This is a genomic window from Longicatena sp. 210702-DFI.1.196 (assembly GCF_020563125.1).
GTDB classification, from domain to species: domain Bacteria; phylum Bacillota_I; class Bacilli_A; order Erysipelotrichales; family Erysipelotrichaceae; genus Longicatena; species Longicatena caecimuris.
The window spans coordinates 91,787-117,948 of sequence record NZ_JAJCPX010000006.1; the positions used below are offsets into that span (position 1 = coordinate 91,787).

Genomic DNA, 26,162 nt, shown 5'->3' on the forward strand with positions numbered 1-26,162 from the left:
CTATGTCATTTCGTATGTGCATACTGTTTGCTGAGGTATATCAAGGACATCTTGCTCTTGGCTTTTTGATTCGCTTTAACAGTGCAATATTCACGTGATTAGGGCTTAAGGAAGATGCCGTTATTGTTTTAGAATGCTTCTTGGAATCCAGCCCATTATTCCATGACTTTTAACTAACGCATAATGCTCATACAAAGAAATAATTTTAACTGTTTCACCATGGCGTACGGGCAGTAAATAATTGGTATAATTTTCAGCACTAAAGTTGCCGTTTTCTTCATATAAAAAGGCTTTTGGTATCCACAATCGACGTCCTGTGGCTATTTGTTGACAATATGCTTGGTTTTTCTCTTCTTTCAAAACATGTACGGCACGTTCATGCCAGGTAATATAAATACTGTCTTTTTGCTTCGGTGTATAATTGGACAAAATTATTCCTTCTGGTAAATCATCACAATGGGCAAAGCTAAATTGTCCATGATGCAGAATGAGCGCATTTAATTGCCCTGCGCGTTTTACTGCATTGCCTCCATCTATAGCAATGATATGTTTTCTTTGATCAATTTGAGGATTAAAATCACAAATGGTAGAGCAATATTCACTTACCGGTATATGTCCGACGATGACGTATTTATGAAATGCTATGTTTTTTAAGAAAAAACGATCATGCCTCATTATGTCACGCATCTCATTTCCATAGGTTTGCTCATTTAGAATAGCTGCATGGGCAAAGATATAGTCTTGTGTTTCAATAACATGAGGTAAATCGGCGATGAAGGTTAATTCTTTACGAAAAGTGGACTTTAGTTTTCGTGCCAATCGTACCATATCTGTATCTTTTGTGATTTTTTCGTGCATACAAGCAGCCATTTCATGTATAAGACTGTTTTGGCGTTGGCATAAAACTTCATGTAAAAAATCCAATCGATATTCATATAAGATATTTTTACAAACAAAATCACAATTGCCAAGCATTAAGTGAACATGTGAATCTTGTGATAATTTCATTAAATAGGATAAAGTTTCCATGTTTTGTTGCCCTTTTTCTAATAAATCACCAACTAAAAATAATTCATCAAGAGTACTATCAAATTGTATTTGCTTAAGCAATTTTTGAAAGATATGTAAATTAGCATGTATATCACTGATTGCGATAATACGTCTGTTTGATGGGATGGATATGGATTTGGCACAGATGGAACGATCAATCATAAACAGTCTCCTTTTTGTTACTCATTATAGAAAAGATCTTTACCTTTTGCAAGCAAGCGCTTGCCAAGCAGCATGAAAAGTTGTACTCTTAAATTCAGAAGGAGTTTGGGAACCTGTTAGCAGTATTATGCACCATTCTGTGTTTTTTATAAGAATTCTGTAAAACGTTTGACACATAATGAACATTTTCTAGTGACTATGATTAGTTTTACATGGATTGGTAATTTAGAAACAGATACAACATTTGATTATCGTAAATTTCCAAACATAGAATGAATTTTCTTTGCAAGCAATGATGTGAAGATGTTACAACAAGCACCTTATGGTTGCGAAGGGTAAATGTCTTACTAAGATAAAGATTTGACAGATTTAATAACAAAAAGCAATGATGAAGATGGTATTGCAATTGCTTTACACCATTTTGGCTAGATAGGATGAAATTATGGAAAAGATAAGCGGAGCTTTATTGCGATATTATCGCATGCAGCAAAATCTATCACAGGAAGGCTTGTGCACAGGCATCTGTGTAGTGAGCTATTTATCAAAGATTGAACAAGGGAAAGTAGATGCCAGTGAAGATATTTTGCAGGCGCTTTTTGCACGTTTACAAATCCACTATCATGGTGATGCGCGATTTCTATCAGAAATGAAACAGTTGTTTGCCTCCTTTTGGGAAGCTTTGGATTTTAATGAACCCCTTGAAGAGCATGCGCTAAAAATAAGGGCTCATGAAAAGGAACTTCTTTATAGCCCACTTGTCATAGAATATCGTTTGTTTCAAATTTATGATAAGATCATGAGGATAGAAGAAACAGAAAGTAGCGAGGTTTTACTGCATTCTTTACAAGAAATAAAAGTATATGAAAATTATATGGATGAGCTGCAGTTATATCGCTATCACCTATTATATGATCATTATCCAGATGCGCAGATACGGTTGCATCATGTTCGTCTTGCAGGGTACTATCGAAAAACGGCCGAACAGGAAATAGCATTGGGGATGGCATATATAAATATGGGAGATTACATTGAAGCATGTGAGTATTTGCAAAAAGCCTATGCGATGGCGAGTGAAGATGGAGATGCCAAACGGATGATCACCGCAGCCATCTTAATCGGTAATTGTTATTCCTGTCAGAATGTGGAAGGTCTGATGTTAAAATATTATCAAAAGGCAGAACATCTGGCTCGCCAGTTGAAAGATACGAATACGTTAAAAGAACTTGCTTATAATATTGGTTCCACATATCTGGAATGGAAACAGTACGATTTGGCAAAAGAAAAATTATTGTTTTCAAAAGATTTAGAAGAAGATCGCTTAGGAAAGGTATTGATTGCTCATAAATTGGCATTGTTATATATTGAGATAGATGAGGCACAAGAAGGGAAACACTATATAGAAATGATGGAAGAAGCACTTGATGAAAAGATGCCGCTTATCTACCATAAGATGTTAATTTTTATTAAACTACGTTATCGAGAAAATTATTTAGATGATCCTAACTACTATCAGGTGCTCATGGATATTTATGAACAAGATACACATACCTATTTTGGGTATCGTTTATTTCATTCTCGATACTTGCTTGAAGTATATACGCATCAGCGACGCTATAAAGAGGCATATCTTCTTCTACAGGAAATACAAAATCACAATTTTCCTAAAAAACATGGAATTTGACGCTTAAAGTCTTTGATATAATGCAAATTTTCACAAAACAAGGGGATAGAAAATCTTCTTGTTTTTTAATATACTTAATGCAAGGGAGGTGTAACATGAAAAAAACATTATGGAGCCGTGATTTTACAATTATAACCATAGGAACCTTAATCAGTGCCATTGGTGGTACTGCTATGAGTTTTGCTTTTTCACTGGTTGTATTTGATAATACGGATAGTACGATGCTGACAGGTATATTTACCGGTTTATCTATGATACCGGCAATCTTAATACCTATCATTGCAGCACCTTTTGTTGATACATGTGAACGGAAAAAGGTAATTGTTCGATTAGATGCTTTCAATGGCATTTGCTATCTGTTATTTGCCTGGTATCTGTCAAATTATGACTTTTCTTACACGATCTATTTGTTATATGCATTATTGACAACATCTACTGGAAGTATTTATCAGTTGGCATATGCATCGCTATATCCTGATTTGATACCAAAGGGATTTATGCAGAAAGGTTACTCTATTTCCAGTATGATATATCCTAGTGTCACCGCATTGATCACACCGATTGCCAGTATGATTTATGTGCATTATGGGGTAGCGATGATTTGCTTAGGAGAGGGTATCTTGTTGTTAATGGCAAGTTATGCAGAGCATCATATTGCTTTTCAAGAGAAAGAATTGAAGAAAATGAGCTTTTCTTTTTCAGGCTATCGAGAAGAGATGATGGAAGGATTTCATTATTTAAAGAAAGAAAAGGGGATACGCAGTATCTATGCGTATATGTCTGTTACAAATGCGAATGCCGAGGCAGTGAACATGATGTCTATGGCATTGTTCCAATCTTCTTCTGTGCTGACAACAACAATGTATGCATTCTTAACTACAGCAGAAACGGCCGGTCGTATGTTGGGAAGTATCTTTCATTATTTTGTTCGTATTCCTGATCATGTGCGTTATAAAATAGCCGTCAGCGTTTATGCAAGCTATGAGGCCATGGATATGATCTTATTGTTTATTGCATATCCCTTAATGATCCTTAATCGCTTTATCTGTGGCTTTCTGGGTGTGAATAGTATGAATATTCGAGAAGCTAGCACCCAAAATTATATCCCATCGCATATGCGTGCAAGAGTAAATGGCTTATTTAATGTATTGGTTTCCCTTCTTTGCATGTGTTCACGTTTTCTTGCCGGTGCGATGGGGGAATTCATAGAGTACCCATATGTAGCTGCTTGCTTTTCCATGATTGGCTTATTAGCTGTTGGGCTGGTAATCGTACGTAATAAGAAACATGTACAGCCAATTTATAATCAACATTTATAATTAATAGAAAGAAGGTATGTTGGATGTTAGATGAGAAAGGTTTTGACACATGGTCTAAGAGCTATGATGCCTCCGTAAAGCAAAGCGATGAAAATCACCAGTATCCCTTTGCCGGTTATGAAAAGGTGCTGGATGCAATCAAGCAAGAAGTGTTAAGAAAACCAAAACCGACTATTTTGGATATTGGATTTGGTACGGCAGTTTTGACAAAACAATTGTACGATCATGGCTGCCTTGTGTATGGCGTGGATTTTTCAAAGCGCATGCTTGCGTTTGCACAGGAAAAAATGCCTGAGGCAAAATTGTTACAAGCGGATTTTACAGAAGGCTTGCCTGCTATGCTTAAAGAGCAAAAATATGACATTATTATATCGACCTATGCGATACATCATTTAGAGGATGCCAAGAAAGTGAATTTCCTAAACGATTTAATGCAATTATTAAAGCCTGAAGGTAAGATCTTACTTGGTGATGTGATGTTTGCACATGAAGATCAGTTATTAGATTGTAAACGGCATGCGAAAGATGCTTGGGATGAGGATGAATGCTATCTTGTTGTAGATAAGCTGCCTGCGTTTCCTAAAACAAATATGAATTTTTATCCGATTTCATTTTGTGCAGGTATATTAGAAATATCGAAAACCAAATAAAAAAGTAATTGTTCCTATAAGAAGGGGAGCAATTACTTTTACTTTAAGGGAATAAAAAATTGATAAAAACCGGTAATTCTTTTTCCCAGCTAGCTTCATTATGTTTGCCTTTGACGACTAAATTGGGAAAAACTTCTACATTTTGTGCAAGCAGTTGCCGAATGATTTCTAAATTGGCAGCTGACAGTTTCGCTAGTTGCATTTTAGAGCGAACTTCTTCACTGCCCCAGGAAAGATATACATGGGTATCAGCATGCAAATGATCTTTCAGCTCTTGTCGAATGTCTGCCATGACACCATATAAAAAGCAAGATAAGCAAGCTGCTTTTGAAAAAATATCATTGTGATGCAGGATAGTATATAGAGCCATCAAGCCTCCCATGGAACTTCCGCCGATTGCCGTATAACGACGACCTGTTTTAGTTCGATATCTTAGATCAATCCAAGGCTTTAAATCCGACACGACCCATTCCATAAGGGCTTTGCCACGGCCATGGATATGACCGACATAGCGATCATCAAAATCATAAGGAGAAAATTCCTCTAAACGCTGATTACCTTCATGATTGCATTCAATTCCTACAACGATCACCGGTATTTCATGCGTATCAAAATAGGTTTCCATGCCCCAGCTTTTGCCAAATGTGGCATCTTCATCATGAAACAAGTTATGACCATCATACATATAGAAAACGGGATATTTTTGTTTGTTGTTCTCATATCCTACAGGCAGATAAACATGAAGGGTGCGCATTGTCTGAAAGCAGGGAATATAAATATCTTCCTTTCTAACCATCCCAAATCACCTCACGAGTGTTATTATATCATATCCGTCAAGTAAATAAGTTAATCTTCTGTTATAATTAAAGAAAGGAGATGGTGTTTATGTTTCTCTTTCTTTATGTAAGTGTTATTATGTTCATCCTATATTATATTTATATGCCGCATATGAACAGTTTTACAACACTTGGTTGGAAAAGTGTCTCATCCCTTGGTTTTGTTATTTTAGGAGCTTATCTTTTTTCTTTAGCTCCAGCAGTTTCATATCGCCAATATCTTTTGCTTGGCTTACTATTAGGTGCTATCGGTGATGTATTTCTTGCGCTTCCTTATTGCTATCCAAAATTCGAAAAGCAATATTTTCTAGGTGGCTTAACAGCATTTTTATTTGGTCATCTCGCATATATTGCTGCTTTGTATCATACTACCTTGCCTATTACTATCCTTTTGGCCGTAATAGCAATTACGGTTGGCTGCATAATGATTGGGTGGTTGCAACAACGTGTTGATTTTCAAGGTATGACTGGTGCCGTTATGCTATATGCATCCATTATTATGTTTATGGAATTACAGGCATTGACATGGCTTTTTTCTGGCTCCTTTGGCTTGGTGTTAAATTTAGGTTCTCTTTGTTTTGTCCTTTCTGATTTGATTCTGGTTTTCATTATATTTGGTAATGCCGATCGTCCGGCCGTGGTAAAAGCTAATTTATCTTTTTATTATTTCGCGCAAATGGCTATTTTGACAACGATGATGTTGAGCAAATGAATAGCAAGGTGAAAAGTTGTTATGCTATAGTACTAATAGAAAAGGAGCAATCTATATGAAACATGTAAAGATGATGTATTTGAAAAGCTGTCCTTATTGTAAGCAAGCGTTTGCTATGGTGGATGAGCTAAAACAATTGCATAAAGAATATCAAGATATTGAAATAGAAACTATTGAAGAAAATGATGAACCTGAAAAAACAAAAGGATTGGATTATTGGTATGTTCCTACCTATTTTGTCGAAGGTGAAAAATTACTTGAAGGAATACCAACCAAAGCAAAGATTGAGGCGGTTTTAAAAGCTGCCTTAGCATAAAACTTAAGAAGGTCACGGAATGTGTCCTTTTTTGTTGCTGAGGCAATAACACTATGATATCATATAAAAAATGAGGTAGCTTATGGAAGATGATGTAACAACAAAACGTATCATACACGGTGTATTCGGTGGTATTATTGTGCTTTGTATAAGTGTGATAGCCTTACTTTTGATATATGGGAAGCAGGCAAACTATCAGATTTATTTGCAAGCCAAAGCAATCAGCCTGCATGGCAGTATTGGTGATACAATTCCATATCAGGATATCATCAATGTTGTGTATTATGATAAAACACCCACACAGGTGCATAAACAAGGTGCTGGTATGGAAACGCAAAAGCTTGTTTGTGCAGATGCGAAACTGGAGAATCGAAAAGTAAGAGCCTATGTATATAAAGAAACACAAGGCTATATTGTTATAAAAACTAAGAATAGGCAATATATTGTGAATGATGAAACGAATGCTTTAACTAAGCAGTTGTATCAGAATTTACAAACTCGTATCCCAAAATAGAAAGAAGGGAATATGATGGCATTTATGATTTGGATGTTCATCGCAGTTTGTTTTCTTTTGCTTGGCGTTTATTGCTTTCATGCGAAGAAGGCTGTGCGATTTTGGGCCAATGATGAGGAAGCAATCGTTGTAAAGAATATACGAGCGTATAATAAGGCGATGGGCAAGTTATGGACATGGGCAGGTATTTTCTTTGGTTTGTTGGGATTGCCTTTCGTATTGAAACAAAATTCGCCCTTAAGCATTGTATCAATACTTGGCTGTTTACCATGGGTGATCGTCGTTATGTTGTGGGGAATGCGAATTGAAGATAAATATCGCCAATAGGTACTAAGAGCGGCAAAAAAGGCATATCCTATGATGGACATGCCCTTTTTTAGATATTGATTTCAGAGCAGTAGGCAAAGAATTGACGTATTTCTTCTTCTGATGGAAAGCGAGCAACGATAACTTCATCGCCCATACCTTCTGCAAGAGCTTTTGGCAACCGCTTGATCATAAGGATATTATCGCCATATTTATGCTGAATTTCCTGTGTTGAATGGGCATATTCCAAATTATCTCTACGGCCGATGAACCCACTGGAATATTTACGATGTTGCACATGCTCAATCTTATCATGCACAATCATATCTGCCCATAATTGATAGACGTTACTGTCATTCGCATAATTGATCATATCTGGTAAAAAGCCCCCAGGAGGTCGCATATTTACTTCTAATCCTAAGATATCACCTTTTTTACCGACACCTTCTTTATCTTCATTTAAACGGAAGAATTCAAAATGAAAGAAACGGCTACGTGTATTAAAGGCTTTCACAGTTCGTAAGCCGGCATCTAAGATATCTTCAGGGATATTCATATAAGAATAGCAGCCTATGGTTTTTTGTTCATTCACAGAATCCATGATGCTGTCAGTATATTGATGACTGGTCATAAACAAGACCTTTTTATGACTATCGGTGATCCCATCAAATGAGAAACTTTCACCATTGATGTATTCCTCCATGATCATCTTAACCATTCGCGGATGTTTGAAATAAGTTTCTAGTTCTTCTTGATTGCGGATCTTGCGAGTATCACTGCTGCCTACTCCTATATCCGGCTTGATGACGATTGGATAGCCCACTTCTTGAATGAATTCTAAGGCGTTTTCCAAAGTCGATACGATGCAATAGCGTGCGGTAGGTAACTGGGCTTTTTGATAGAACGTTTTCATGCGCGATTTGCTTTGGAAATCATCCATATGTGAAAAAGTTAGGCCATTGGCGATATTAAAGTCCATACGCAGACGGGCATCTTGGCGTAACCAGTATTCATTGTTCGATTCGATCCAGTCGATTTTTCCATATTTAAACGTATAAAAGGCAACGGCACGCAACATTTCGTCATAGTTTTCCATCGAATTCACTTTATAATATTCATTAATGGAATTCTTTAGATTGGTGGATAAAGATTCATAAGGAGCATCTGCAATTGCCAGTACATTAACACCATTGTTTTTCAGTCCCTGACAGAACAGCCAATAACTTTCAGGGAAGTGGGGAGATATAAAGATAAAATTCATAATAACGCCTCCAATCAAGAATGGTTTCTTCTTTTTCATTTTACTTTATTTAGGGGGAAAAGTCAAAATGGCCATTGCCATGAAAAAAAGTAAATAATGCGTCATAATAATGAAATAAATTTACAATAAAATGTAAAAAGATTCAAAAAATGATTGACAAGATGTTTTCACAAGCGTAAAATAAAGCCATAAATCGTTGAACAGGAGAAGTAATGATAAGGGAACTGCAAAGCGAGCAGGGATGGTGGAAGCCTGTTAGGGAACTTATGATGAACACGCACCTGGAAGAGTCTGTGGGAAATGGTAGTATCACAGAACGCATATTTCGGCGTTACGAAAGAGGAATCATTGGGGATGTACCGATGATTACCGGAGTGGTACCGTGTGTAAGCGCCTCTGGAGCAATCCAGAGATTTTTTTGTATAGGAAGACTATAAGAGGTGAAAAGATTATGGAAAGAGTGAAACGACGATGCCGGCAGTATAGAGAATAAGGATAAAGAATAAGAAAGAAAAAGAAAGAGAAAAGTGAGGATAAGATTATGAAAAAAGAAGATATTAAGAAAGTCGTATTAGCATATTCCGGAGGTTTAGATACCTCTATCATTATTCCTTGGTTAAAGGAAAACTATAACAACTGTGAGGTTATCGCGGTATCTGCTGATGTAGGACAAGGTACAGAACTTGACGGTCTGGAAGAAAAAGCCATCAAAACAGGTGCCAGCAAGCTGTATATCTTGGATTTAAAGGATGAATTTGTTGAGGATTACATCTATCCATGTTTAAAAGCAAATGCTGTTTATGAAGATGTGTATTTGTTAGGGACAGCCTTTGCCAGACCGTTGATTGGTAAAAAACTGGTAGAAATTGCTCAGCAAGAAGGAGCCGATGCTATCTGTCATGGTTGTACGGGAAAAGGCAATGATCAGGTTCGTTTTGAATTGGCAATTAAAGCTTTTGCCCCAGAGATGCCAATCATTGCCCCATGGAGAACATGGGAGCTGAAATCAAGAGATGATGAAATCGATTATGCACAAGCCCATCAAATACCATTAAAAATAAACAGAGAAACCAATTATTCAAAAGATAAAAACCTCTGGCATTTATCACATGAAGGCTTAGATCTGGAAGATCCGCAGAATGAGCCAAAATATGATGAAATCTTAGAAATGGGAGTAACTCCTGAACAGGCACCGGATACCCCAACCTATATCACCCTAACTTTTGAATCAGGTATTCCAACGGCATTGAATGGTGAAAAACTAGGCGGTCAAGCAATGGTAACAAAGCTAAATGAAATTGGCGGTGCGAATGGTATCGGTTTGATCGATATGGTAGAAAATCGATTGGTGGGTATGAAATCACGTGGTGTATATGAAACCCCGGGTGGAACGATTTTGTATAAAGCACATCAATTATTAGAAAGCATTACATTAGATAAAGAAACAATGCATTATAAACAAGGGGTGGCGATTAAGTTTGGGGAAATCTTATACAATGGTCAATGGTTTACGCCATTACGCGAAGCATTGAGCGCATTCGTGGATAAAGTAAGTGAAAATGTCAGTGGAGAAGTGAAGCTGAAATTATATAAAGGCAACATCACACCGGCAAGTATTACCAGTCCATATACCTTATATTCCGAACAGATTGCCAGCTTTGGAGAAGATGATTCTTATGATCAAAATGATTCTGCCGGCTTCATCAATTTGTTTGGTTTGCCAATTAAGGTGGCAGCAATGCAAAAGAAAACTTGGAATAAAAAATAGATAGGAGAAAAAGCATATGAATGTATGGGATGCAAGATTTAAAAAGGCGGCAGATGCACGATTAAACGATTTCAATTCCAGTATCTCTGTGGATCATCGCATGTACGCCCAAGATATCAAAGGCAGTTGTGCACACGCTATGATGTTAGCACATGAAGGAATTATTTCTTTAGAAGATAGCTTAAGTATCATAACGGGATTGACGCAAATACAAAAGGATATTGAAAGTGGAGCGCTTGCCATTGATGAAACAGCAGAAGATATTCATATGTTTATGGAAAGTGAACTAACCAAACGTATTCAGGATGCAGGAAAACGTCTGCATACCGCACGTTCACGTAATGATCAGGTTGCTCTTGATACCCGTATGTATGCGTTGGATGAAACCGATAAGATCCTTACGGAAATCAAACAGTTTATCAACGTTCTCTTGGATAAAGCACAAGAAAATCTTGATACGATCATGCCTGGCTACACCCATTTGCAAAGAGCGCAGCCCATTACGTTTGCGCATCATCTGATGGCCTATGTTGAAATGCTGAAACGTGATTTACAGCGTTTGCAGGAAAGTAAGAAACGTACGGCAATCCTTCCTTTAGGCAGCGGCGCTTTGGCAACTACAACGTATCCCATCAATCGGGAAATGGTGAAAGAACAATTGGATTTCGACAGTGTTTCTTTGAACAGCTTGGATGGTGTCAGTGATCGTGATTTCTGCATTGAAATAACAAGTGCTTTGGCAATGCTCATGATGCATTTATCACGATTGAGTGAAGAAATCATCCTTTGGTGTTCTTGGGAATTCAAATTCATTGAATTAGATGATGCTTTTGCGACCGGTTCCAGCATCATGCCGCAAAAGAAAAATCCTGATGTCAGCGAACTGGTGAGAGGAAAATGTGGACGTGTCTGTGGCGATTTACAAACACTCTTAGTCATGATGAAAGGCTTGCCGCTTGCTTATAATAAGGACATGCAAGAGGATAAGGAAGCCTTGTTTGATGCAATTGATACCGCACATCTTTGTTTAACAACGATGATACCGATGTTGGAAAGTGCAAAAGTTTTAAAAGATAATATGCGAAAAGCAGCAGCAAAGGGATTTATCAATGCAACCGATTGTGCCGATTATCTAACCAAAAAAGGTATGCCATTTCGTGATGCCTATCGAATCATCGGTGCATTGGTGAGCTATGCCCAAGATCATGACAAGACTTTAGAAACCATATCTTTAAACGAGTATCAACAATTTTCCGAACTATTTGAAGAAGATATCTATGAGGCAATTGCTTTAGAAACCTGTGTGCAGATGCGTAAGGTGATAGGAGGTCCGGCTCCGGAAATCGTAGAGGCACATATCCAAAAGGTAAAAGAAGAGTTAGGAGCGATAGCATGAAAAAAATAAGGGCAGGAGTTATTGGAGCCAGCGGTTATGCCGGTGCTGAGCTGGTAAGATTGTTATGGATGCATCCAGAGGTTGAATTAGTAGGAATTAGTTCAAAGAGCTATCTGGGGCAAAAGATTGCAGATCTATATCCAAGCTTTTATCAGATCATCGACTTACCATTTGAAGAGGAAGATAGTGTCATTGCAAAAAGTGATGTTGTATTCGCTTCACTGCCACATGGGTTAAGTGAGCCATTGGCAAAGAAATGTGATACGCTAAAGAAAGTTTTTATTGATTTAGGTGCTGATTTCCGTCTGGATAATGAAGCTGACTATCAAGAATGGTATCATTTGCAGTATCAAGAACCACAGCTTCATAAAAAGGCGGTATATGGCTTACCGGAGCTTTTTAGAGAGGATATCAAAACAGCTTCCATTATCGGAAATCCAGGCTGCTATCCTACCAGCATCGCATTAGCGTTAGCACCGCTAATGAAATTGGATATCATCAATGAACAGCATTTGATTATTGACAGCAAGTCAGGTACGACAGGTTCAGGAAAGGGATTAAGTGACAGTACCCATTTTCCTCGTCTGAATGAATCCTTTGCACCATATAAGATTGGTGCTCATCGTCATACTCCGGAAATTGAACAAACGCTGGGCAAGCTTTGTGGGAAAGATGTTTCTATTAGCTTTACACCACATTTGTTGCCAATCAATCGTGGTATCGTATCAACAATCTATGCAGATGCTACAGATGAAATACATGTAGAAGAGCTATATGCGCAGTATGTAAAGTTTTATGCAAATGAGCCATTTGTACGCGTATTGCCATTAGGAAAAACAGCGGATTTAAAATATATGAAATATACGAATTATTGTGATGTGTCTTTGCATATGGATGAACGTAACCAGCGTATCATTCTCGTATCTGCAATCGACAATATGGTAAAAGGAGCTGGAGGACAAGCAATCCAAAACATGAACATCCGTTTTGGTTATCCAGAAACCATGGGATTAAGCATGGTACCGGCATCTTTTTAAACAAAGAAGGGAAGAAGGAAACGATATGGCAAAGTTATGTGAGAATGGGATTTGTACGCCGAAAGGATTTCAGGCTAGCGGTATCCATTGTGGCATCCGTAAGAATCGAACCAAAAAGGATCTGGCACTGATTTACAGTGAAGTGCCATGCAATGCAGCGGCAACTTATACATTAAATAAGGTAAAAGGAGCACCGATTGCTGTTACCAAACAACATTTACAAGATGGAAAGGCACAGGCCATCATTTGTAATTCCGGTAATGCCAATACCTGTAATGCCAATGGGGTAGAAATAGCGACACAGATGTGTGCTTTATGTGCAGATGCACTTCAGTTAGCTAGTGAGGATATCATTGTGGCAAGTACCGGTGTCATTGGAGAACCATTAAGCATAGATCCTTTTGCGACACATATGGAAGAGCTGGTGACAAAACTTTCGTATGAAGGAGGCAGTGATGCTTGTGAAGGCATCATGACGACGGATACATTTAAAAAAGAATTTGCTGTGAGTTTTCTGCTTGATGGCAAAGAATGTCATATCGGCGGCATGGCAAAGGGAAGTGGCATGATTCATCCCAATATGGCAACGATGTTAGCATTTTTGACAAGTGATGTGGCCATTTCTTCAGAAATGTTAGATGAAGTTGTGCATGAAGTCGTAAACGATACCTTTAATATGGTCAGCGTGGATGGAGATACTTCGACAAACGATATGCTGTGTATGCTGGCAAATGGGTTGGCTGAAAATGAAGTTATTCAGGAAAAAGGCGCTGCTTATGCTGTATTTAAAGATGCCCTTATGGATATTTGTACGGAAATTTCTCGTCATATTGCAAAGGATGGAGAAGGTGCAAGCAAATTGTTAACCTGTCAGGTTGTTCATGGAAATGATACGATGACAGCAAAAAAAGTTGCGAAATCCGTTATTACAAGTTCGTTATTCAAAGCTGCCATGTTTGGCAAAGATGCCAACTGGGGCAGAATCTTATGTGCGATTGGCTATTGCGATGCGCAATTTGATATTAACTGCATTGATGTCACCTTACAAAGTGCTTATGGCAGTATGCCGGTCTGTGTGAATGGTGCCGGCTGTGGTTTTGATGAAGAAAGGGCAGTAAAACTATTAAGTGAAGATGAAATCATTATTTTTATCGATATGAAACAAGGGGATGCAAAAGCAACTGCCTGGGGTTGTGATCTGACTTATGACTATGTCAAGATCAATGGCGATTATCGTACGTAAGAGGAGTGAATGCGATGGAAATCAAAGCAGTACAAAAGGCGACGATCTTATCACAAGCCTTGCCATATATTCAAAAATATAATGGAAAAATTGTCGTTATCAAATATGGCGGAAATGCGATGAAAAATGAAACGCTTAAACAAAATGTGATGAGTGATGTGGTGTTGCTGTCAGAAATCGGTATTAAGGTCGTTTTGGTACATGGTGGTGGACCTGAAATCAATTATATGCTGGATAAAACCGGGAAAGAAAGCCATTTTGTAAATGGTTTACGCTATACCGATGAGGAAACCATGGAAGTAGTACAGATGGTATTAGCAGGAAAAACCAACAAAGATCTAGTATCCTTAATCAATCAAAAAGGTGCGCGAGCAGTTGGTATTAGCGGGATGGATGCGCATATCATTGAAGCTGTACCTTATCAGGCAAAAGGTGCAGATTTAGGATATGTGGGAGCAATTTCTAAAGTGGATGGCTCTTTGATCTTGGATGTTTTAGATAAGGGCTATATTCCTGTTGTTGCCAGTGTTGGCTGTGATAAAGAGGGACATTCTTATAATATTAATGCAGATACAGCAGCAGCTAGCATTGCGGCTGCCTTACATGCAGAAAATATGATTCTTGTCAGTGATATTCCCGGGGTGTTAAAAGATCCAAATGATGAAGCATCGTTGATCTCTTGTATCTATTTGGATGATATTCCTTATTTACAGCAAAGTGGTGTCATCAGCGGAGGAATGATCCCGAAAGTGGAATGCTGTGCAAATGCGCTCCATGGATCGGTAGCAAAAGCAGTTATTATTGATGGCAGAGTACCTCATTCCATCTTGATTGAAATGTTTTCAAAAGATGGTGCTGGTACGATGTTTCAACGGAAGGAGGTTTGATGCAGATGGATATCAAAGAGCAGGATCAAATGTACATTGCGCATACGTATCATCGTTTTGATGCGGTACTGACAAAAGGCAGTCACTGCATTGCGATGGATGCAGATGGAAAATCCTATTTAGATATGACGGCTGGCATAGGTGTTAATGCGTTAGGCTATGCAGATAAAGAATGGGCGAAAGCTGTGAGTGAACAAGCAAATACATTGCCACACGTTTCCAATTTATATTATTCACAACCAGATGGTGATGTTGCCAAGATGTTATGTGAGCGAACCGGCTTTAAAAAAGTAATGTTTGCCAATTCCGGTGCAGAGGCTAATGAAGGTGCCATTAAGCTAGCCCGAAAATATTCTTATGATCATTATGGAAAAGAACGTTATGAAATCATTACCTTAGTAAACTCTTTTCATGGTCGTACGATCACTACGTTAGCGGCAACCGGACAAGAGGCCTTTCATCAATATTTTGATCCATTTACACCAGGTTTCCTTCATGTCCCAGCCAATGATGAAGCTGCTTTAAAACAAGCGCTGAGTAAGCATACTTGTGCGATCATGATTGAACTAATCCAAGGAGAAGGCGGTGTCTTGCCTTTAGCGAAAGCATATGTGCAGACAATTGCTAAGCTATGTAAACAACAGGATATTTTGTTGATCGTAGATGAAGTACAAACCGGTGTGGGACGCTGTGGTACTTTATATGCATATGAACAATATGACATACAGCCTGATATTGTCACAACGGCAAAAGGATTAAGCAATGGTCTTCCGATTGGTGGGGTTTTAATGAATGAAAAACTGCAAGATACCTTTCATCCGGGAGATCATGGTACAACTTTTGGGGGTAATCCCATTGCTTGTGCTGGGGCAAGAGTTGTCTTACAGCGTCTAGATGCTGACTTTTTACAAGAGGTTATGGATAAGGGCGAATATTTAAAACAGCAATTATTAAGTCTTCCCCATATCAAGGCAGTCAATGGTCTGGGGTTGATGCGCGGTGCGGTGTTAGATGAACATGTACAAGCTATTGATGTAGTAAAAGCCTGTTTACAAAAAGGCCTGCTCATATTAACCGCAAAAGATAAGCTGCGCATGTTGCCTCCTTTAGTGATTACCAAAGGAGAAATTGATCAAGCCATGACGATACTAAGAGAAGTTTTATCCACAATGGGATAAGAAAGAGAGGAAGCAGAATGAAACATCTATTAACTTTGGCAGATTTATCAAAAGATGAATTATATGAACTTTTGGATTTAGCTGATGCTTTGAAAAAAGAAGTAAAAAAGGGAATTTATACGAAATATTTACGCAATAAAGCCTTGGGTATGATCTTTACCAAGTCCAGTACCCGTACCCGTGTATCCTTTGAAGTGGGAATGCAACAATTAGGTGGAAAGGCCTTATATCTAAATGCGAATGATATGCAGTTAGGACGTGGAGAGCCTATCAAAGATACCGCCCGTGTCTTAAGCCGTTATGTAGATGGCATCATGATTCGTACGTATAAGCAAAGTGATCTCGAAGAACTTGCTGAATATGGCAATATCCCAATTATCAATGGTTTAACCGATTATGTACATCCTTGTCAGGTGTTAGCAGACTTACAAACAATACGTGAATATAAAGGTAGTTTAGAAGGTTTAAAATTATGTTATATCGGTGCTGGCAACAATATGGCAAACTCCTATATCAATGGGTGTATATTAGCAGGCATGCAGGTGGCTCTGGCTTGTCCTAAGGAATACTTGCCCGATACGCAGATTTGCGCAAAAGCAGCGACAACTGGACGCTTTACGCTGACACAAGACCCACTAGCAGCCGCAAAAGATGCGGATGTCGTTGTGACAGATGTTTGGGCGAGCATGGGAGAAGAAGGCGAGGCAGAAAAACGTCGTCAAATCTTTGAGGGCGTTTATCAAATTAATGATGCTGTCATGGCACAAGCGAAAAAAGATGCTATGGTATTGCATTGTCTGCCAGCGCATCGTGAAGAAGAAATTACAGCGAAGGTTTTTGAAGAACATGCAAATGAAATTTTCGATGAAGCAGAAAATCGTTTACATGCACAAAAAGCTGTGTTAGTAAAACTTTTGGGTGATTAATTCACCCTTTTCTAATAGAGGTTGATATGCTATATAGGTCATTACTGGACAAATGCACATAAAATCGGTACAATACGGGTAAATAAAGAAAGCTGGGATAAAATGAAAAAACGACTGCTCTTGCTGTTGGCATGTGCTCTTTTAACGGCTTGTACTAGTACAAAACCGGAAAAAGCAGGCGAACCTTCTGAAAATTATTGCAATGATGAAACAAATGCTGGCACTTGTGGCCTTGGTGGAATGGATATGAGTGATTATGATGGTTTTCAGGATCGCGATAATGTTTTTGTGAAAAGTGATATGGCAGAAGCAATTCAACTCTTTCAAAACAAAAAAGATGCTATTCTCTATTTTGGTTTTCCAGATTGTCCATGGTGCATCGAAGCCTTACCTATTATGGATGAGAGTGCCAAAGCACATAAGAAAACCATTTATTATATCCAAACCAGAGATAAAAATAAAAAATTGTTGTATAGTGAAGCACAGAAAAAAGCATTATTTCCTTACGTTGATGCATTTTTAAAAACGGATAAGAAAGGCGAGAAGAAATTGTATGTACCTTTTGTCGTAGTCGTAAAAAAGGGAAAGGCAATCAAGGCCAATATCGGGACTGTTGAAGGTCATGATGCACATGAACGCAAGATGAATGAGAAAGAGAAAAGGCAATTGCGGAAGATCTATGATGCAATGTTTGAATAAGAGGGAAGTAATATGAATCAAAGTGTTCGAAAATTAACTATTTCAGCCATGTTTTTAGCAGTTGGTATCATCTTACCTATGGCTTTTCATTCTTTTGGTCCTAATGCCGGTGCTACTTTTCTACCGATGCATTTACCTGTTTTACTTTGTGGCTTCTTGTGTGGACCTGCTTACGGTGCTTTCATTGGTGTATTGACTCCATTGCTGAGCTCTTTCTTGACGGGAATGCCTGTGTTAGTTCCAACCGGTATCGCTATGGTATTTGAATTGTCATGTTATGGCTGTTTAAGTGGTTTGTTATTAAAACACTGTCATCTGTATGTAGCTTTGATCTTAACGATGCTTGCCGGACGTATTGTTAACGGTATCGTGAACTTGATCTTGTTAAGCTTTATGGGAAAAGCTTATACACTGACAATCTTTTTGACAGTTTCCTTTATTACCGCCATTCCGGGCATCTTACTGCAATTGCTATTAGTTCCATTGCTTGTAAAAGCAATTACGCATTTTCAACAGCATGCTAAAGACGATGCATAACCATATAAAAAAGCATTTGGTCAATATGAACAAATGCTTTTTTCATAGGAATTTACTCATTACTCAGCAAATACGATAGTACCATTCTTTAAAGAAGCAATACGTGCTTGCGCATAGACATCATATCCTAAAGCTTGTACTTGCTTACGACCGGATTGAAATGCTTTTTCAATAACAATGCCAATGCCGCAAATGGTAGCTTGAGCTTCTTTTAATACGCGTATGGCGCCTAAGCATGCTTCTCCATTTGCCATAAAATCGTCAATAAAGAGCACGTTATCCTCGCTGCTGATGTATTTTTTGCTAATGACAATTTCATAATCTCGATCCTTTGTAAAGGAATGAATGTTTGTATGATAACAATCATCCGTCATGATCTTACTGGGATTCTTTTTCATATAAACAACAGGAACATGTAATAGATACCCTAAAAAGACACAAGGAGCAATACCACTCGTTTCAATGGTTACAATTTTTGTGATCTTTTGATCTTTAAAATGTTCTTTAAAATCTTCAGCTAGCTGCATCATCAAACGCGTATCGATTTGATGATTTAAAAAGGCATCTACTTTTAAAACATCGTCATTTGGTACTTCACCATACGTGCGTATATATTCTTCTAACAACTTCATAACTTTTTCGACTCTCTTTCTTTTCTTTTGTCTGTACTATTATAACGAAAATGGTAAGAGAAATCATCCCTAATTTTAATTTTTACCTTACACTTGTTTTCATATGCTTAAAAAAGATAAGTGTTATCTGCTTTAGATAAGCAAACGATAGTCGACAAAGGTTACTAAGAAAGTAACTAAGGAAGTAATTTAGTCTTGCATGATAGAAAGCAAGTTGATATGATAATGAGCAGTGAGGTGATGGGATGAAAAAACAATATGCAAATTTGATGCTTGTGTTTGTGACAATTATTTGGGGCGGAGGATTTTTAGCAACAAATGGTGCGCTTGCGGCGATTTCACCATTTTATGTTATGATGATTCGCTTTGTTGGCGCTGCCATTTTTCCGGTATGTTTTTGTTGGAAAAAATTAAGACAATTGAGTAAAGATGAAATACGACATGGTATTATTACAGGTGTTTTCTTATTTTTAGCCTTTGCTTTTCAGACATTTGGGCTTAAATATTCATCACCTAGCAAAAATGCTTTTTTGACAGCCACAAATGTTGTGTTTGTACCATATTTGCTATGGTTGTTATTTCATAGAAGGCCACATAAAAAAGAAATCATCGCTAGCCTATTATGTGTGGGTGGTATTGCATTGTTGACGTTACGTGTTGATGCGTTCATGATTGGTTTTGGAGATCTATTATCCATCATCTGTGCATTATTTTTTGCGTTACATATCATTGCGTTAGAGCGTTATAGTGCACATACGGATGCTTTCTGTATGACAGCCATGCAGATGGTAACAGCCGGTGTGTTGTCTACAATCTGTGCTTTAGCCTTTGAAAAAGCTCCAGCAACTCTTGGACTTGAGGCTTTAGGGAATGTAGGTTATCTTATTTTTATATCCACGTTATTGGCATATTTATTACAAACGTATGCTCAAAAGTATACAACAGCCAATACAGCAAGCTTGATCTTATCTATGGAAGCTTTGTTTGCATCCATCTTTTCCTTTCTCATTTTGCATGAAATGATGACGCTGCCAATGTTGGTGGGTGCCTGCATGATTTTTGGCAGTGTGCTTTATATGGAATATAAACCAACAAAAAAGGAATAACATCAGAGATACTATCGTATATAAAAAAGGAAGGTATAAACTATTGATCGTCTTCCATAACGCACGGTTGTATACGGATAAAACGAAAAGCATGAAGATTAAAATATTAAAGTTAAATACTAGATACTAAATGCTTTTGTTTCTAGATGGTAAACAAAAACATTTTTAGATAAAAAGGATGAAAAAATTAAAAATCGTCTTTTGCTCTTTGTTTTCTTATGCTATAATGTGCTTGTTAAAAAAAGCACAAGCAAATTTGCTTGCATAAAGAGGAAGTATGGGAGGATATTATGTCATTATTTGATCATGAAGCTAGACAATTCAAATTCGATGTTTTACGTGAAGTAAGTAAACGCAGTTTTGAAGGAAAATTGAATGAGGATACATGTGATGAAGTTGCGAATCTTTTGATTCCAGGAAAACGGGCAGATTTTCGTTGCTGTATCTATAAAGAAAAGGAGATTATTCGTCAGCGTACGCGCATGGCGATGGGAAAACCTCCGGTACCTGTTGAACATGAAAATAAACGTCAGATCGTACGTGTCATTGATGCAGCATGTGATGGCTGTAGCATCCATAAAATCCAGGTGACAGATAATTGCCGCAAATGTATGGCTAAAGCATGTTTGTCTGCTTGTAAATTTGATGCAATTCATATGGGGAATGATCATGCTTTTATTGATTATGATAAATGTAAAGAATGTGGTGCTTGTAAAAATGCATGTCCATTCAATGCTATCGTAGAAACACAGCGTCCATGTATGAAGAGCTGTCCTGTAGATGCCATCAGTATGGGAGAAAGTGGATTGGCTGAAATTGATGAAGAAAAATGTATTAATTGTGGTGCATGCCAGGCAAAATGTCCATTTGGAGCAATCGAAGATATGTCTTGGATGGTCGATGTTATCGAAGAATTGAAAAAAGGTACAGAGATGTATGCTATTTTTGCTCCAGCAATGCAAGGGCAGTTTGATAATGCTACATTGCCGCAAGTGATGGAAGGAATACGTCAATTAGGATTCCGTGATGTATATGAAGCTGCAATTGGAGCGGATGCAGTTGCATGGTATGAAAAAGAAGATGCGAAGAAACATAAGGCTGAAGGAAAGAAGATTACTACATCTTGTTGTCCAGCATTTGTGAATATGGCAAAACAGCATTTCTCAACTGTCTATGAAAATAACGTATCCCATATGGTTAGCCCTATGGTGGCAACTTCTCGTTATTTGAAAAAACAGTATCCAGGAGCGAAAACGGTCTTTATTGGACCTTGTGTGGCAAAAAAACAAGAAGTGCAGGATAATGATGTAGATTACTGTTTGACATTTGAAGAACTAGGTGCAATGTTTGTATCAAAACACATTTCACCAGAAAATGTAACAGCAAGAGAAGGCGATACAGCTTCTGTTCACGGACGTAATTTCTCTATCGGCGGCGGTGTTTCAAAGGCGGTTGTCGAAGCATTGAAAGAAAATGACGATGAAACCATTACGGCTCAATATGCGGATGGAAGCGCAGAATGTAAAAAGGCTTTATTGATGATGAAGGTGAACCGTTTCCAGGCGGATGTATTGGAAGGTATGGCATGTCAAGGCGGTTGTATTTGTGGACCTGCAACAATTGAAAATGGTATGAAAGTCAAGGCTAAGATGGCTAAAGAAAATTTACCATTAAAAGATAAAACAATTGCCTCTACTTTGGAAGCATTTGATTTTTCAGATATTGACTTGCATCACTAAGAAAGCAACGTTAAAATGATAAGCATCTGTCGACATGTTTTGACAGATGCTTTGTTTTTCAATGTGATACAATCATTCTGGTGATGATGATGGAATTTTATGCAGTTAAACAAAATTTTTATGTGATGTTAAAGAAACATCCTAACGTATGTCAGGATATCACAGTATTGTCTAATGAACAATGTGATGCAATTTTACATAAGATAGATGCTGAGATGCTATATACAAGTGCAATTTCTTATTTTGATCAGATGGTACAATGGAATCATGAATTCATGCGATTAAAAGATGAGTTGCAAGATTGTTGTTATGAGATACAACTTCATACATATTCTATATCACTGGATAATGCAGATAATCCCTTTTTAAATTTATTAGTTCGTAAGTATCCATATCACGTATTACTTCCTCAAGAAGTTTAAAGATGGATTTCTTAGCGAAAACTATTGTAAAATCATTATAAAAATAGTAAAATAACCTTAATGTAAGGAGGATTACATATGGATTTCGTTAGTTCGATTTTATTTACACTGGCAGGATTGCTTATCGGTGCTTTTTTAGGATTCTATTTTACAAAGAAGAAGTTTGAGAAAGAACTGAAGGAGAATCCCCCAATCAATGAAAAGATGATTCGTGCAATGTTCTTACAGATGGGCAGAAAACCATCAGAAGCACAGATCAAACAGATAATGAAATCAGTAAATGCGAACAGATAAACACGGGCAACCGTGTTTTCTTTTGGACTAACGAATTTGTAAGATTGCCAGTTTATGGACAAAGCTATGCTATAATCATGTATGTAAAGTGGTGATAAGATGAAAAGAATAATAAAAAAACTAATCAGTATCTTCCTACTGCTGCTCTTAATCATTAGTATCTTGTTTATCGGTATCGGTTATGTAAATTATGTGAAGGCAATTGATGATGTGAGTATTGCAGATAAGGTGGCTGAAATAAGAAAACGTCCACATTATGTGACGTTTGATAAGATAAACGAAAATTTATTTACAGCTACTGTGGCAATTGAAGATAGACGGTTCTATGAACATCATGGCGTGGAATATCGCTCCATGTTACGGGCGGCGGTTACAAATGTGTTTGCTCATGGTATTGTCGGAGGTGGAAGCACGATAACGCAACAACTTGCTAAAAATCTTTATTTTGACTATCAGCCAAGTTATTTACGTAAGGTAAGTGAGATTTTCGTTGCATATGATCTTGAAAAAAAACTAAGAAAAAAAGAAATATTAGAACTTTATGTCAACGTAATTAATTATGGTGATAATCATATTGGAATCTATGAGGCTGCACATGGCTACTTTCATAAAGAACCAAGCGAGTTGACCATCGATGAGGCAACGTTATTAGCTGGGTTACCACAATCACCGAGTAATTATCAATTAAGCAATCATTATAAGGAAGCAAGGCTGCGGCAAAAACAGGTATTGGAAGCTATGGTAGATACAGATGTTTTGACTTCACATGAGATGCAGCAACTTTTGCAATAAAGTGAGAAGAGGATATAAAATAGAGGAAACTTAACACTTTATAACAATCTATTTTAACCCTCTTTTTTTATGGATTTTTTAACAAAAAAACTGCCCGATTTCCATGGGACAGTTTACTTTTATCTATATGGTGCCCGAGGCCGGACTCGAACCGGCACGGTATCGCTACCGACGGATTTTGAGTCCGTTGCGTCTACCAGTTTCACCACTCGGGCATTGCTCGATTATTATAGCGTACTTTATTGTGAATTGCAATCTTTTTTTGTAATTTTTTTATAGAAATTTCATAACTGTGAAATATAGCTGTTTGTAAGCAAACATTATCTTTTGCAGACTTAGTTTTTTTGTGCAGCTATTAATGGAAATGGTTCACTTCTGATACAGTGCAATGCTTCTGGCATTTCACTAGATAATGATTTCTAAATCAATTCTGAGTATATTTAGTTATGGCGAATATAAACTAAGCACTTAAGTCGTAGGACTAAGAGGTTGTCCCATCTATATTTACTATATCAATAGGGCAAAATATCGAAAGCTTTCCACCTGCATAGATTGCTGTTTTGCGTTTGACAAAATATAGATGTGCGATATAATAAGTAACGTTTATTTTAATAGCTCAAAATGGTAAAAGGAGAGAGAACTATGAAGGCAGCACAAGAAGTGGATTTAGGAAAAGAAGCAGTAAAAAAATTGTTTTTTATGCTGGCGATTCCGGCGATTCTTTCACAATTGGTCAATGCTTTATATAATATGGTAGATCGTATGTATATTGGTCATATTGCTGATGTTGGTGCAACGGCTTTGACAGGTGTCGGCGTATGCTTTCCAATCATTATGATCATATCTGCCTTTGCACAGCTGGTAGGTACCGGAGGAGCACCAAGAGCATCTATTTTTATGGGGCGAGGGGATGATAAAAGCGCTGAAAAGATTTTGGGCAATTGCTTTACATCTTTATTGCTATGTTCCATCATTTTAACAATCGTTGTTATAGTGTTTCAAAAACCGTTGTTGTTGGCATTTGGCGCTAGTGAAAATACATTGCCATATGCACAGCAATATATGTTTATTTATGCGCTTGGAACTTTGTTTGTACAGATGACTTTAGGGATGAATGCCTTTATTTCAGCGCAAGGTTTTTCCAAAATCAGTATGTTAACTGTTGTTATTGGTGCAATCATTAATATTGTGCTCGATCCTTTATTGATATTTGTGTTGAAGCTAGGTGTTCAGGGTGCGGCATTAGCAACTGTGTTATCACAAGGAATTTCTTGTGTTTGGGTCTTGTGTTTTCTAAATGGATCGAAAACAAGATTGCATTTACATAAAGCTAATATGAGCATTCAAACTAAAATTTTACTTCCTTGTATTGCTTTGGGTACAGCTCCATTCATTATGCAGGCTACCGAAAGTTTATTGGTGTTGTGTTTTAATTCATCTCTTTTGCGTTATGGAGGTGATCTGGCAGTAGGGGCAATGACGATTCTATCAAGTTTGATGCAGTTTGCGATGTTGCCATTAAGCGGATTCACGCAAGGTGCACAGCCGATTATCAGTTATAATTATGGCGCTAATCAGGCGAAGCGCGTAAAACAGGCTTTTCGAATTTTGATGATCAGTTGTTTGAGTTATGCTGCAATCATGTGGTTGATTTGTATGGCGGTGCCACAACTTCCTACTGCTGTTTTCACAAGTGATGTTGCTTTATCTGATATTACCATTTGGGCAATTCGTATTTATATGGCTGGTAGTATCTTGATGGGTGCTCAAATTGCTTGTCAACAAACCTTTATTGCTTTAGGCAATGCAAAAACTTCAGCGTTTCTTGCCCTGTTTCGTAAAATATTGGTGTTAATTCCTTTGATTTATCTTCTGCCAATGTTTTTCACGGATAAGGTGTTTGCGGTGTTTTTGGCAGAACCGATTGCAGATACATTGGCAGTAATGACGACCGTCATATTATTTGTTCGATATTTTAGAAATTTATTACAAGATATGGAAGCTAAAGAAACACATAGCTATGAAGAGTGTGATGCACTTAATGAATATCATGAGTCAATGGAATAGAAAATATGCGATGGTAAGTAACTGTGCGTAATAATGGGTATTGAGCTGCAATATGTGATCCTTAAAAGATATCAGTTATGAAAAGAATAATGTTCGGTTATGAAAGAATAATATAAGAATCGAATGATTCATGATCACGTGTGGCAATGCGAGGATGAACATATATCGGATAAGATTACCATTATTTTATATAATTGAATATGTTTTTCTTTATATGATGAATTGACGTTATATCATTTATTTGTTATTTTATCAAAAACCTTAGTTGGATATGTGTCAAGAAGATGTGTATTATGAAAGAGGATTAAAAGGCAACACGAATGAATATATAGGATAGGTTGTTCGCGTGACAAAAATTGTCGTGTGTTGACTGTGCTTAGCATACGCTTTTTTTATATGTCTTGAACGATATAGTAAAGCGAAAATGAAGATGCATGAAGATAAAAGGGATGAAAATGAAAGGTAAGGGATAATGGGCTGAAGTAAAGGTTTTAAAAAAAGTGAAAAAAATAAAAAATAAGCGTTGACATGAAAGATAAATTGATGTATTATAAACAGGCACTCAACGAGAGTGACGTCCACCAAACAGTGGATGCTATCGGTCTTTGAAAACTGAACAGGAAACGTCAATT

Annotated in this window: 26 protein-coding genes and 1 tRNA gene; 22 read left to right on the plus strand and 5 right to left on the minus strand. The window is 37.4% G+C overall.

What is annotated here, in order from left to right; all coding sequences use genetic code 11:
* Positions 1-120: 120 nt before the first annotated feature.
* Positions 121-1,212 (minus strand): metallophosphoesterase, encoded by a 1,092-nt coding sequence (locus LI241_RS04595; RefSeq protein WP_008688782.1) that lies wholly within the window; start codon positions 1,210-1,212, stop codon positions 121-123.
* 442 nt (positions 1,213-1,654) lie between these two features.
* Between LI241_RS04595 and LI241_RS04600 the strand changes: the two genes are divergently transcribed.
* The 3 genes from LI241_RS04600 to LI241_RS04610 all read left to right on the plus strand — a co-directional run bounded on the left by LI241_RS04600 (position 1,655) and on the right by LI241_RS04610 (position 4,862).
* Positions 1,655-2,893, plus strand: coding sequence for a helix-turn-helix domain-containing protein (locus tag LI241_RS04600; protein WP_008688781.1), 1,239 nt, complete (start codon positions 1,655-1,657; stop codon positions 2,891-2,893).
* A 95-nt stretch (positions 2,894-2,988) separates the two neighbouring features.
* The gene (locus LI241_RS04605) at positions 2,989-4,212 is read left to right on the plus strand and encodes an MFS transporter (protein ID WP_008688780.1); all 1,224 of its coding nucleotides are present in this window, start codon (positions 2,989-2,991) and stop codon (positions 4,210-4,212) included.
* A gap of 23 nt (positions 4,213-4,235) precedes the next feature.
* Positions 4,236-4,862, plus strand: a complete 627-nt coding sequence (locus tag LI241_RS04610; RefSeq protein WP_008688779.1) for a class I SAM-dependent methyltransferase — start codon at positions 4,236-4,238, stop codon at positions 4,860-4,862.
* Between the two features lie 43 nt (positions 4,863-4,905).
* Here LI241_RS04610 and LI241_RS04615 read toward each other — a convergent pair whose 3' ends face one another.
* Positions 4,906-5,658, minus strand: coding sequence for an alpha/beta hydrolase (locus LI241_RS04615; RefSeq protein ID WP_008688778.1), 753 nt, complete (start codon positions 5,656-5,658; stop codon positions 4,906-4,908).
* Positions 5,659-5,747: 89 nt separating this feature from the next.
* Between LI241_RS04615 and LI241_RS04620 the strand changes: the two genes are divergently transcribed.
* The 4 genes from LI241_RS04620 to LI241_RS04635 all read left to right on the plus strand — a co-directional run bounded on the left by LI241_RS04620 (position 5,748) and on the right by LI241_RS04635 (position 7,567).
* Positions 5,748-6,410 (plus strand): lysoplasmalogenase family protein, encoded by a 663-nt coding sequence (locus LI241_RS04620; RefSeq protein ID WP_008688777.1) that lies wholly within the window; start codon positions 5,748-5,750, stop codon positions 6,408-6,410.
* A gap of 55 nt (positions 6,411-6,465) precedes the next feature.
* Positions 6,466-6,726: a thioredoxin family protein gene (locus LI241_RS04625; protein ID WP_008688776.1), complete on the plus strand. Its 261-nt coding sequence runs from the start codon at positions 6,466-6,468 to the stop codon at positions 6,724-6,726.
* An 82-nt stretch (positions 6,727-6,808) separates the two neighbouring features.
* Positions 6,809-7,240, plus strand: a complete 432-nt coding sequence (locus tag LI241_RS04630) for a hypothetical protein (RefSeq protein WP_008688774.1) — start codon at positions 6,809-6,811, stop codon at positions 7,238-7,240.
* A gap of 15 nt (positions 7,241-7,255) precedes the next feature.
* Positions 7,256-7,567, plus strand: coding sequence for a hypothetical protein (locus tag LI241_RS04635; RefSeq protein WP_008688772.1), 312 nt, complete (start codon positions 7,256-7,258; stop codon positions 7,565-7,567).
* A 49-nt stretch (positions 7,568-7,616) separates the two neighbouring features.
* Here LI241_RS04635 and LI241_RS04640 read toward each other — a convergent pair whose 3' ends face one another.
* Positions 7,617-8,807, minus strand: a complete 1,191-nt coding sequence (locus LI241_RS04640) for an acetyl-CoA carboxylase biotin carboxylase subunit family protein (RefSeq protein WP_008688770.1) — start codon at positions 8,805-8,807, stop codon at positions 7,617-7,619.
* A 541-nt stretch (positions 8,808-9,348) separates the two neighbouring features.
* Here LI241_RS04640 and LI241_RS04645 point away from each other — a divergent pair.
* The 9 genes from LI241_RS04645 to LI241_RS04685 all read left to right on the plus strand — a co-directional run bounded on the left by LI241_RS04645 (position 9,349) and on the right by LI241_RS04685 (position 18,478).
* Positions 9,349-10,575 (plus strand): argininosuccinate synthase, encoded by a 1,227-nt coding sequence (locus tag LI241_RS04645; protein WP_008688767.1) that lies wholly within the window; start codon positions 9,349-9,351, stop codon positions 10,573-10,575.
* Positions 10,576-10,591: 16 nt separating this feature from the next.
* Positions 10,592-11,971: an argininosuccinate lyase gene (gene argH, locus LI241_RS04650; protein WP_008688766.1), complete on the plus strand. Its 1,380-nt coding sequence runs from the start codon at positions 10,592-10,594 to the stop codon at positions 11,969-11,971.
* Positions 11,968-13,008 (plus strand): N-acetyl-gamma-glutamyl-phosphate reductase, encoded by a 1,041-nt coding sequence (gene argC, locus LI241_RS04655; protein WP_008688765.1) that lies wholly within the window; start codon positions 11,968-11,970, stop codon positions 13,006-13,008. The genes argH and argC overlap by 4 nt, the downstream gene beginning before the upstream one ends.
* Positions 13,009-13,033: 25 nt before the next feature.
* Complete coding sequence (argJ, locus tag LI241_RS04660) at positions 13,034-14,251, plus strand: bifunctional glutamate N-acetyltransferase/amino-acid acetyltransferase ArgJ (protein ID WP_008688764.1); 1,218 nt, start codon at positions 13,034-13,036, stop codon at positions 14,249-14,251.
* Positions 14,252-14,265: 14 nt separating this feature from the next.
* Complete coding sequence (gene argB, locus LI241_RS04665; protein WP_008688763.1) at positions 14,266-15,138, plus strand: acetylglutamate kinase; 873 nt, start codon at positions 14,266-14,268, stop codon at positions 15,136-15,138.
* A 5-nt stretch (positions 15,139-15,143) separates the two neighbouring features.
* On the plus strand, positions 15,144-16,316 hold the full coding sequence (locus LI241_RS04670; RefSeq protein ID WP_008688762.1) for an aspartate aminotransferase family protein: 1,173 nt from the start codon (positions 15,144-15,146) through the stop codon (positions 16,314-16,316).
* Positions 16,317-16,333: 17 nt separating this feature from the next.
* Entirely contained in the window at positions 16,334-17,242 is a 909-nt protein-coding gene (gene argF / locus LI241_RS04675) for an ornithine carbamoyltransferase (RefSeq protein WP_008688761.1), read from the plus strand.
* 102 nt (positions 17,243-17,344) lie between these two features.
* Complete coding sequence (locus LI241_RS04680; RefSeq protein WP_008688759.1) at positions 17,345-17,941, plus strand: thioredoxin family protein; 597 nt, start codon at positions 17,345-17,347, stop codon at positions 17,939-17,941.
* A gap of 12 nt (positions 17,942-17,953) precedes the next feature.
* A complete protein-coding gene (locus LI241_RS04685) occupies positions 17,954-18,478 on the plus strand; it encodes an ECF transporter S component (protein ID WP_008688757.1) in 525 nt (174 codons plus the stop codon).
* Between the two features lie 59 nt (positions 18,479-18,537).
* On the opposite strand, the gene LI241_RS04690 is transcribed toward LI241_RS04685, so the two are convergent.
* Positions 18,538-19,110, minus strand: coding sequence for a xanthine phosphoribosyltransferase (locus LI241_RS04690; protein WP_008688756.1), 573 nt, complete (start codon positions 19,108-19,110; stop codon positions 18,538-18,540).
* A 245-nt stretch (positions 19,111-19,355) separates the two neighbouring features.
* Between LI241_RS04690 and LI241_RS04695 the strand changes: the two genes are divergently transcribed.
* From LI241_RS04695 to LI241_RS04715, 5 genes are all read left to right on the plus strand, one after another.
* Positions 19,356-20,216, plus strand: coding sequence for a DMT family transporter (locus LI241_RS04695; RefSeq protein WP_008688755.1), 861 nt, complete (start codon positions 19,356-19,358; stop codon positions 20,214-20,216).
* Positions 20,217-20,506: 290 nt separating this feature from the next.
* On the plus strand, positions 20,507-21,955 hold the full coding sequence (locus LI241_RS04700) for a 4Fe-4S dicluster domain-containing protein (RefSeq protein WP_008688754.1): 1,449 nt from the start codon (positions 20,507-20,509) through the stop codon (positions 21,953-21,955).
* An 89-nt stretch (positions 21,956-22,044) separates the two neighbouring features.
* Complete coding sequence (locus tag LI241_RS04705) at positions 22,045-22,377, plus strand: hypothetical protein (RefSeq protein WP_017144640.1); 333 nt, start codon at positions 22,045-22,047, stop codon at positions 22,375-22,377.
* Between the two features lie 78 nt (positions 22,378-22,455).
* A complete protein-coding gene (locus tag LI241_RS04710; RefSeq protein WP_008688752.1) occupies positions 22,456-22,671 on the plus strand; it encodes a YneF family protein in 216 nt (71 codons plus the stop codon).
* 99 nt (positions 22,672-22,770) lie between these two features.
* Positions 22,771-23,463: a biosynthetic peptidoglycan transglycosylase gene (locus tag LI241_RS04715; RefSeq protein ID WP_008688749.1), complete on the plus strand. Its 693-nt coding sequence runs from the start codon at positions 22,771-22,773 to the stop codon at positions 23,461-23,463.
* Positions 23,464-23,591: 128 nt separating this feature from the next.
* Here LI241_RS04715 and LI241_RS04720 read toward each other — a convergent pair.
* Positions 23,592-23,678 (minus strand) — tRNA-Leu (locus LI241_RS04720).
* Between the two features lie 427 nt (positions 23,679-24,105).
* On the opposite strand from LI241_RS04720, the gene LI241_RS04725 reads away from it, so the two are divergent.
* A complete protein-coding gene (locus LI241_RS04725; protein ID WP_008688747.1) occupies positions 24,106-25,530 on the plus strand; it encodes an MATE family efflux transporter in 1,425 nt (474 codons plus the stop codon).
* The last annotated feature ends 632 nt before the right edge of the window (positions 25,531-26,162 follow it).

Coding starts and splice junctions, on each gene's coding strand:
- LI241_RS04640 (WP_008688770.1), bottom strand. CDS start 8,807: ATGAATTTTATCTTTATATCTCCCCACTTCCCTGAAAGTTATTGGCTG.
- LI241_RS04600 (WP_008688781.1), top strand. CDS start 1,655: ATGGAAAAGATAAGCGGAGCTTTATTGCGATATTATCGCATGCAGCAA.
- LI241_RS04630 (WP_008688774.1), top strand. CDS start 6,809: ATGGAAGATGATGTAACAACAAAACGTATCATACACGGTGTATTCGGT.
- LI241_RS04605 (WP_008688780.1), top strand. CDS start 2,989: ATGAAAAAAACATTATGGAGCCGTGATTTTACAATTATAACCATAGGA.
- LI241_RS04705 (WP_017144640.1), top strand. CDS start 22,045: ATGGAATTTTATGCAGTTAAACAAAATTTTTATGTGATGTTAAAGAAA.
- LI241_RS04595 (WP_008688782.1), bottom strand. CDS start 1,212: ATGATTGATCGTTCCATCTGTGCCAAATCCATATCCATCCCATCAAAC.
- LI241_RS04645 (WP_008688767.1), top strand. CDS start 9,349: ATGAAAAAAGAAGATATTAAGAAAGTCGTATTAGCATATTCCGGAGGT.
- LI241_RS04670 (WP_008688762.1), top strand. CDS start 15,144: ATGGATATCAAAGAGCAGGATCAAATGTACATTGCGCATACGTATCAT.
- LI241_RS04710 (WP_008688752.1), top strand. CDS start 22,456: ATGGATTTCGTTAGTTCGATTTTATTTACACTGGCAGGATTGCTTATC.
- argH (WP_008688766.1), top strand. CDS start 10,592: ATGAATGTATGGGATGCAAGATTTAAAAAGGCGGCAGATGCACGATTA.
- LI241_RS04690 (WP_008688756.1), bottom strand. CDS start 19,110: ATGAAGTTGTTAGAAGAATATATACGCACGTATGGTGAAGTACCAAAT.
- argB (WP_008688763.1), top strand. CDS start 14,266: ATGGAAATCAAAGCAGTACAAAAGGCGACGATCTTATCACAAGCCTTG.
- argF (WP_008688761.1), top strand. CDS start 16,334: ATGAAACATCTATTAACTTTGGCAGATTTATCAAAAGATGAATTATAT.
- LI241_RS04615 (WP_008688778.1), bottom strand. CDS start 5,658: ATGGTTAGAAAGGAAGATATTTATATTCCCTGCTTTCAGACAATGCGC.
- LI241_RS04725 (WP_008688747.1), top strand. CDS start 24,106: ATGAAGGCAGCACAAGAAGTGGATTTAGGAAAAGAAGCAGTAAAAAAA.
- LI241_RS04620 (WP_008688777.1), top strand. CDS start 5,748: ATGTTTCTCTTTCTTTATGTAAGTGTTATTATGTTCATCCTATATTAT.
- LI241_RS04685 (WP_008688757.1), top strand. CDS start 17,954: ATGAATCAAAGTGTTCGAAAATTAACTATTTCAGCCATGTTTTTAGCA.
- LI241_RS04625 (WP_008688776.1), top strand. CDS start 6,466: ATGAAACATGTAAAGATGATGTATTTGAAAAGCTGTCCTTATTGTAAG.
- argC (WP_008688765.1), top strand. CDS start 11,968: ATGAAAAAAATAAGGGCAGGAGTTATTGGAGCCAGCGGTTATGCCGGT.
- LI241_RS04635 (WP_008688772.1), top strand. CDS start 7,256: ATGGCATTTATGATTTGGATGTTCATCGCAGTTTGTTTTCTTTTGCTT.
- LI241_RS04680 (WP_008688759.1), top strand. CDS start 17,345: ATGAAAAAACGACTGCTCTTGCTGTTGGCATGTGCTCTTTTAACGGCT.
- LI241_RS04610 (WP_008688779.1), top strand. CDS start 4,236: ATGTTAGATGAGAAAGGTTTTGACACATGGTCTAAGAGCTATGATGCC.
- LI241_RS04695 (WP_008688755.1), top strand. CDS start 19,356: ATGAAAAAACAATATGCAAATTTGATGCTTGTGTTTGTGACAATTATT.
- LI241_RS04700 (WP_008688754.1), top strand. CDS start 20,507: ATGTCATTATTTGATCATGAAGCTAGACAATTCAAATTCGATGTTTTA.
- argJ (WP_008688764.1), top strand. CDS start 13,034: ATGGCAAAGTTATGTGAGAATGGGATTTGTACGCCGAAAGGATTTCAG.
- LI241_RS04715 (WP_008688749.1), top strand. CDS start 22,771: ATGAAAAGAATAATAAAAAAACTAATCAGTATCTTCCTACTGCTGCTC.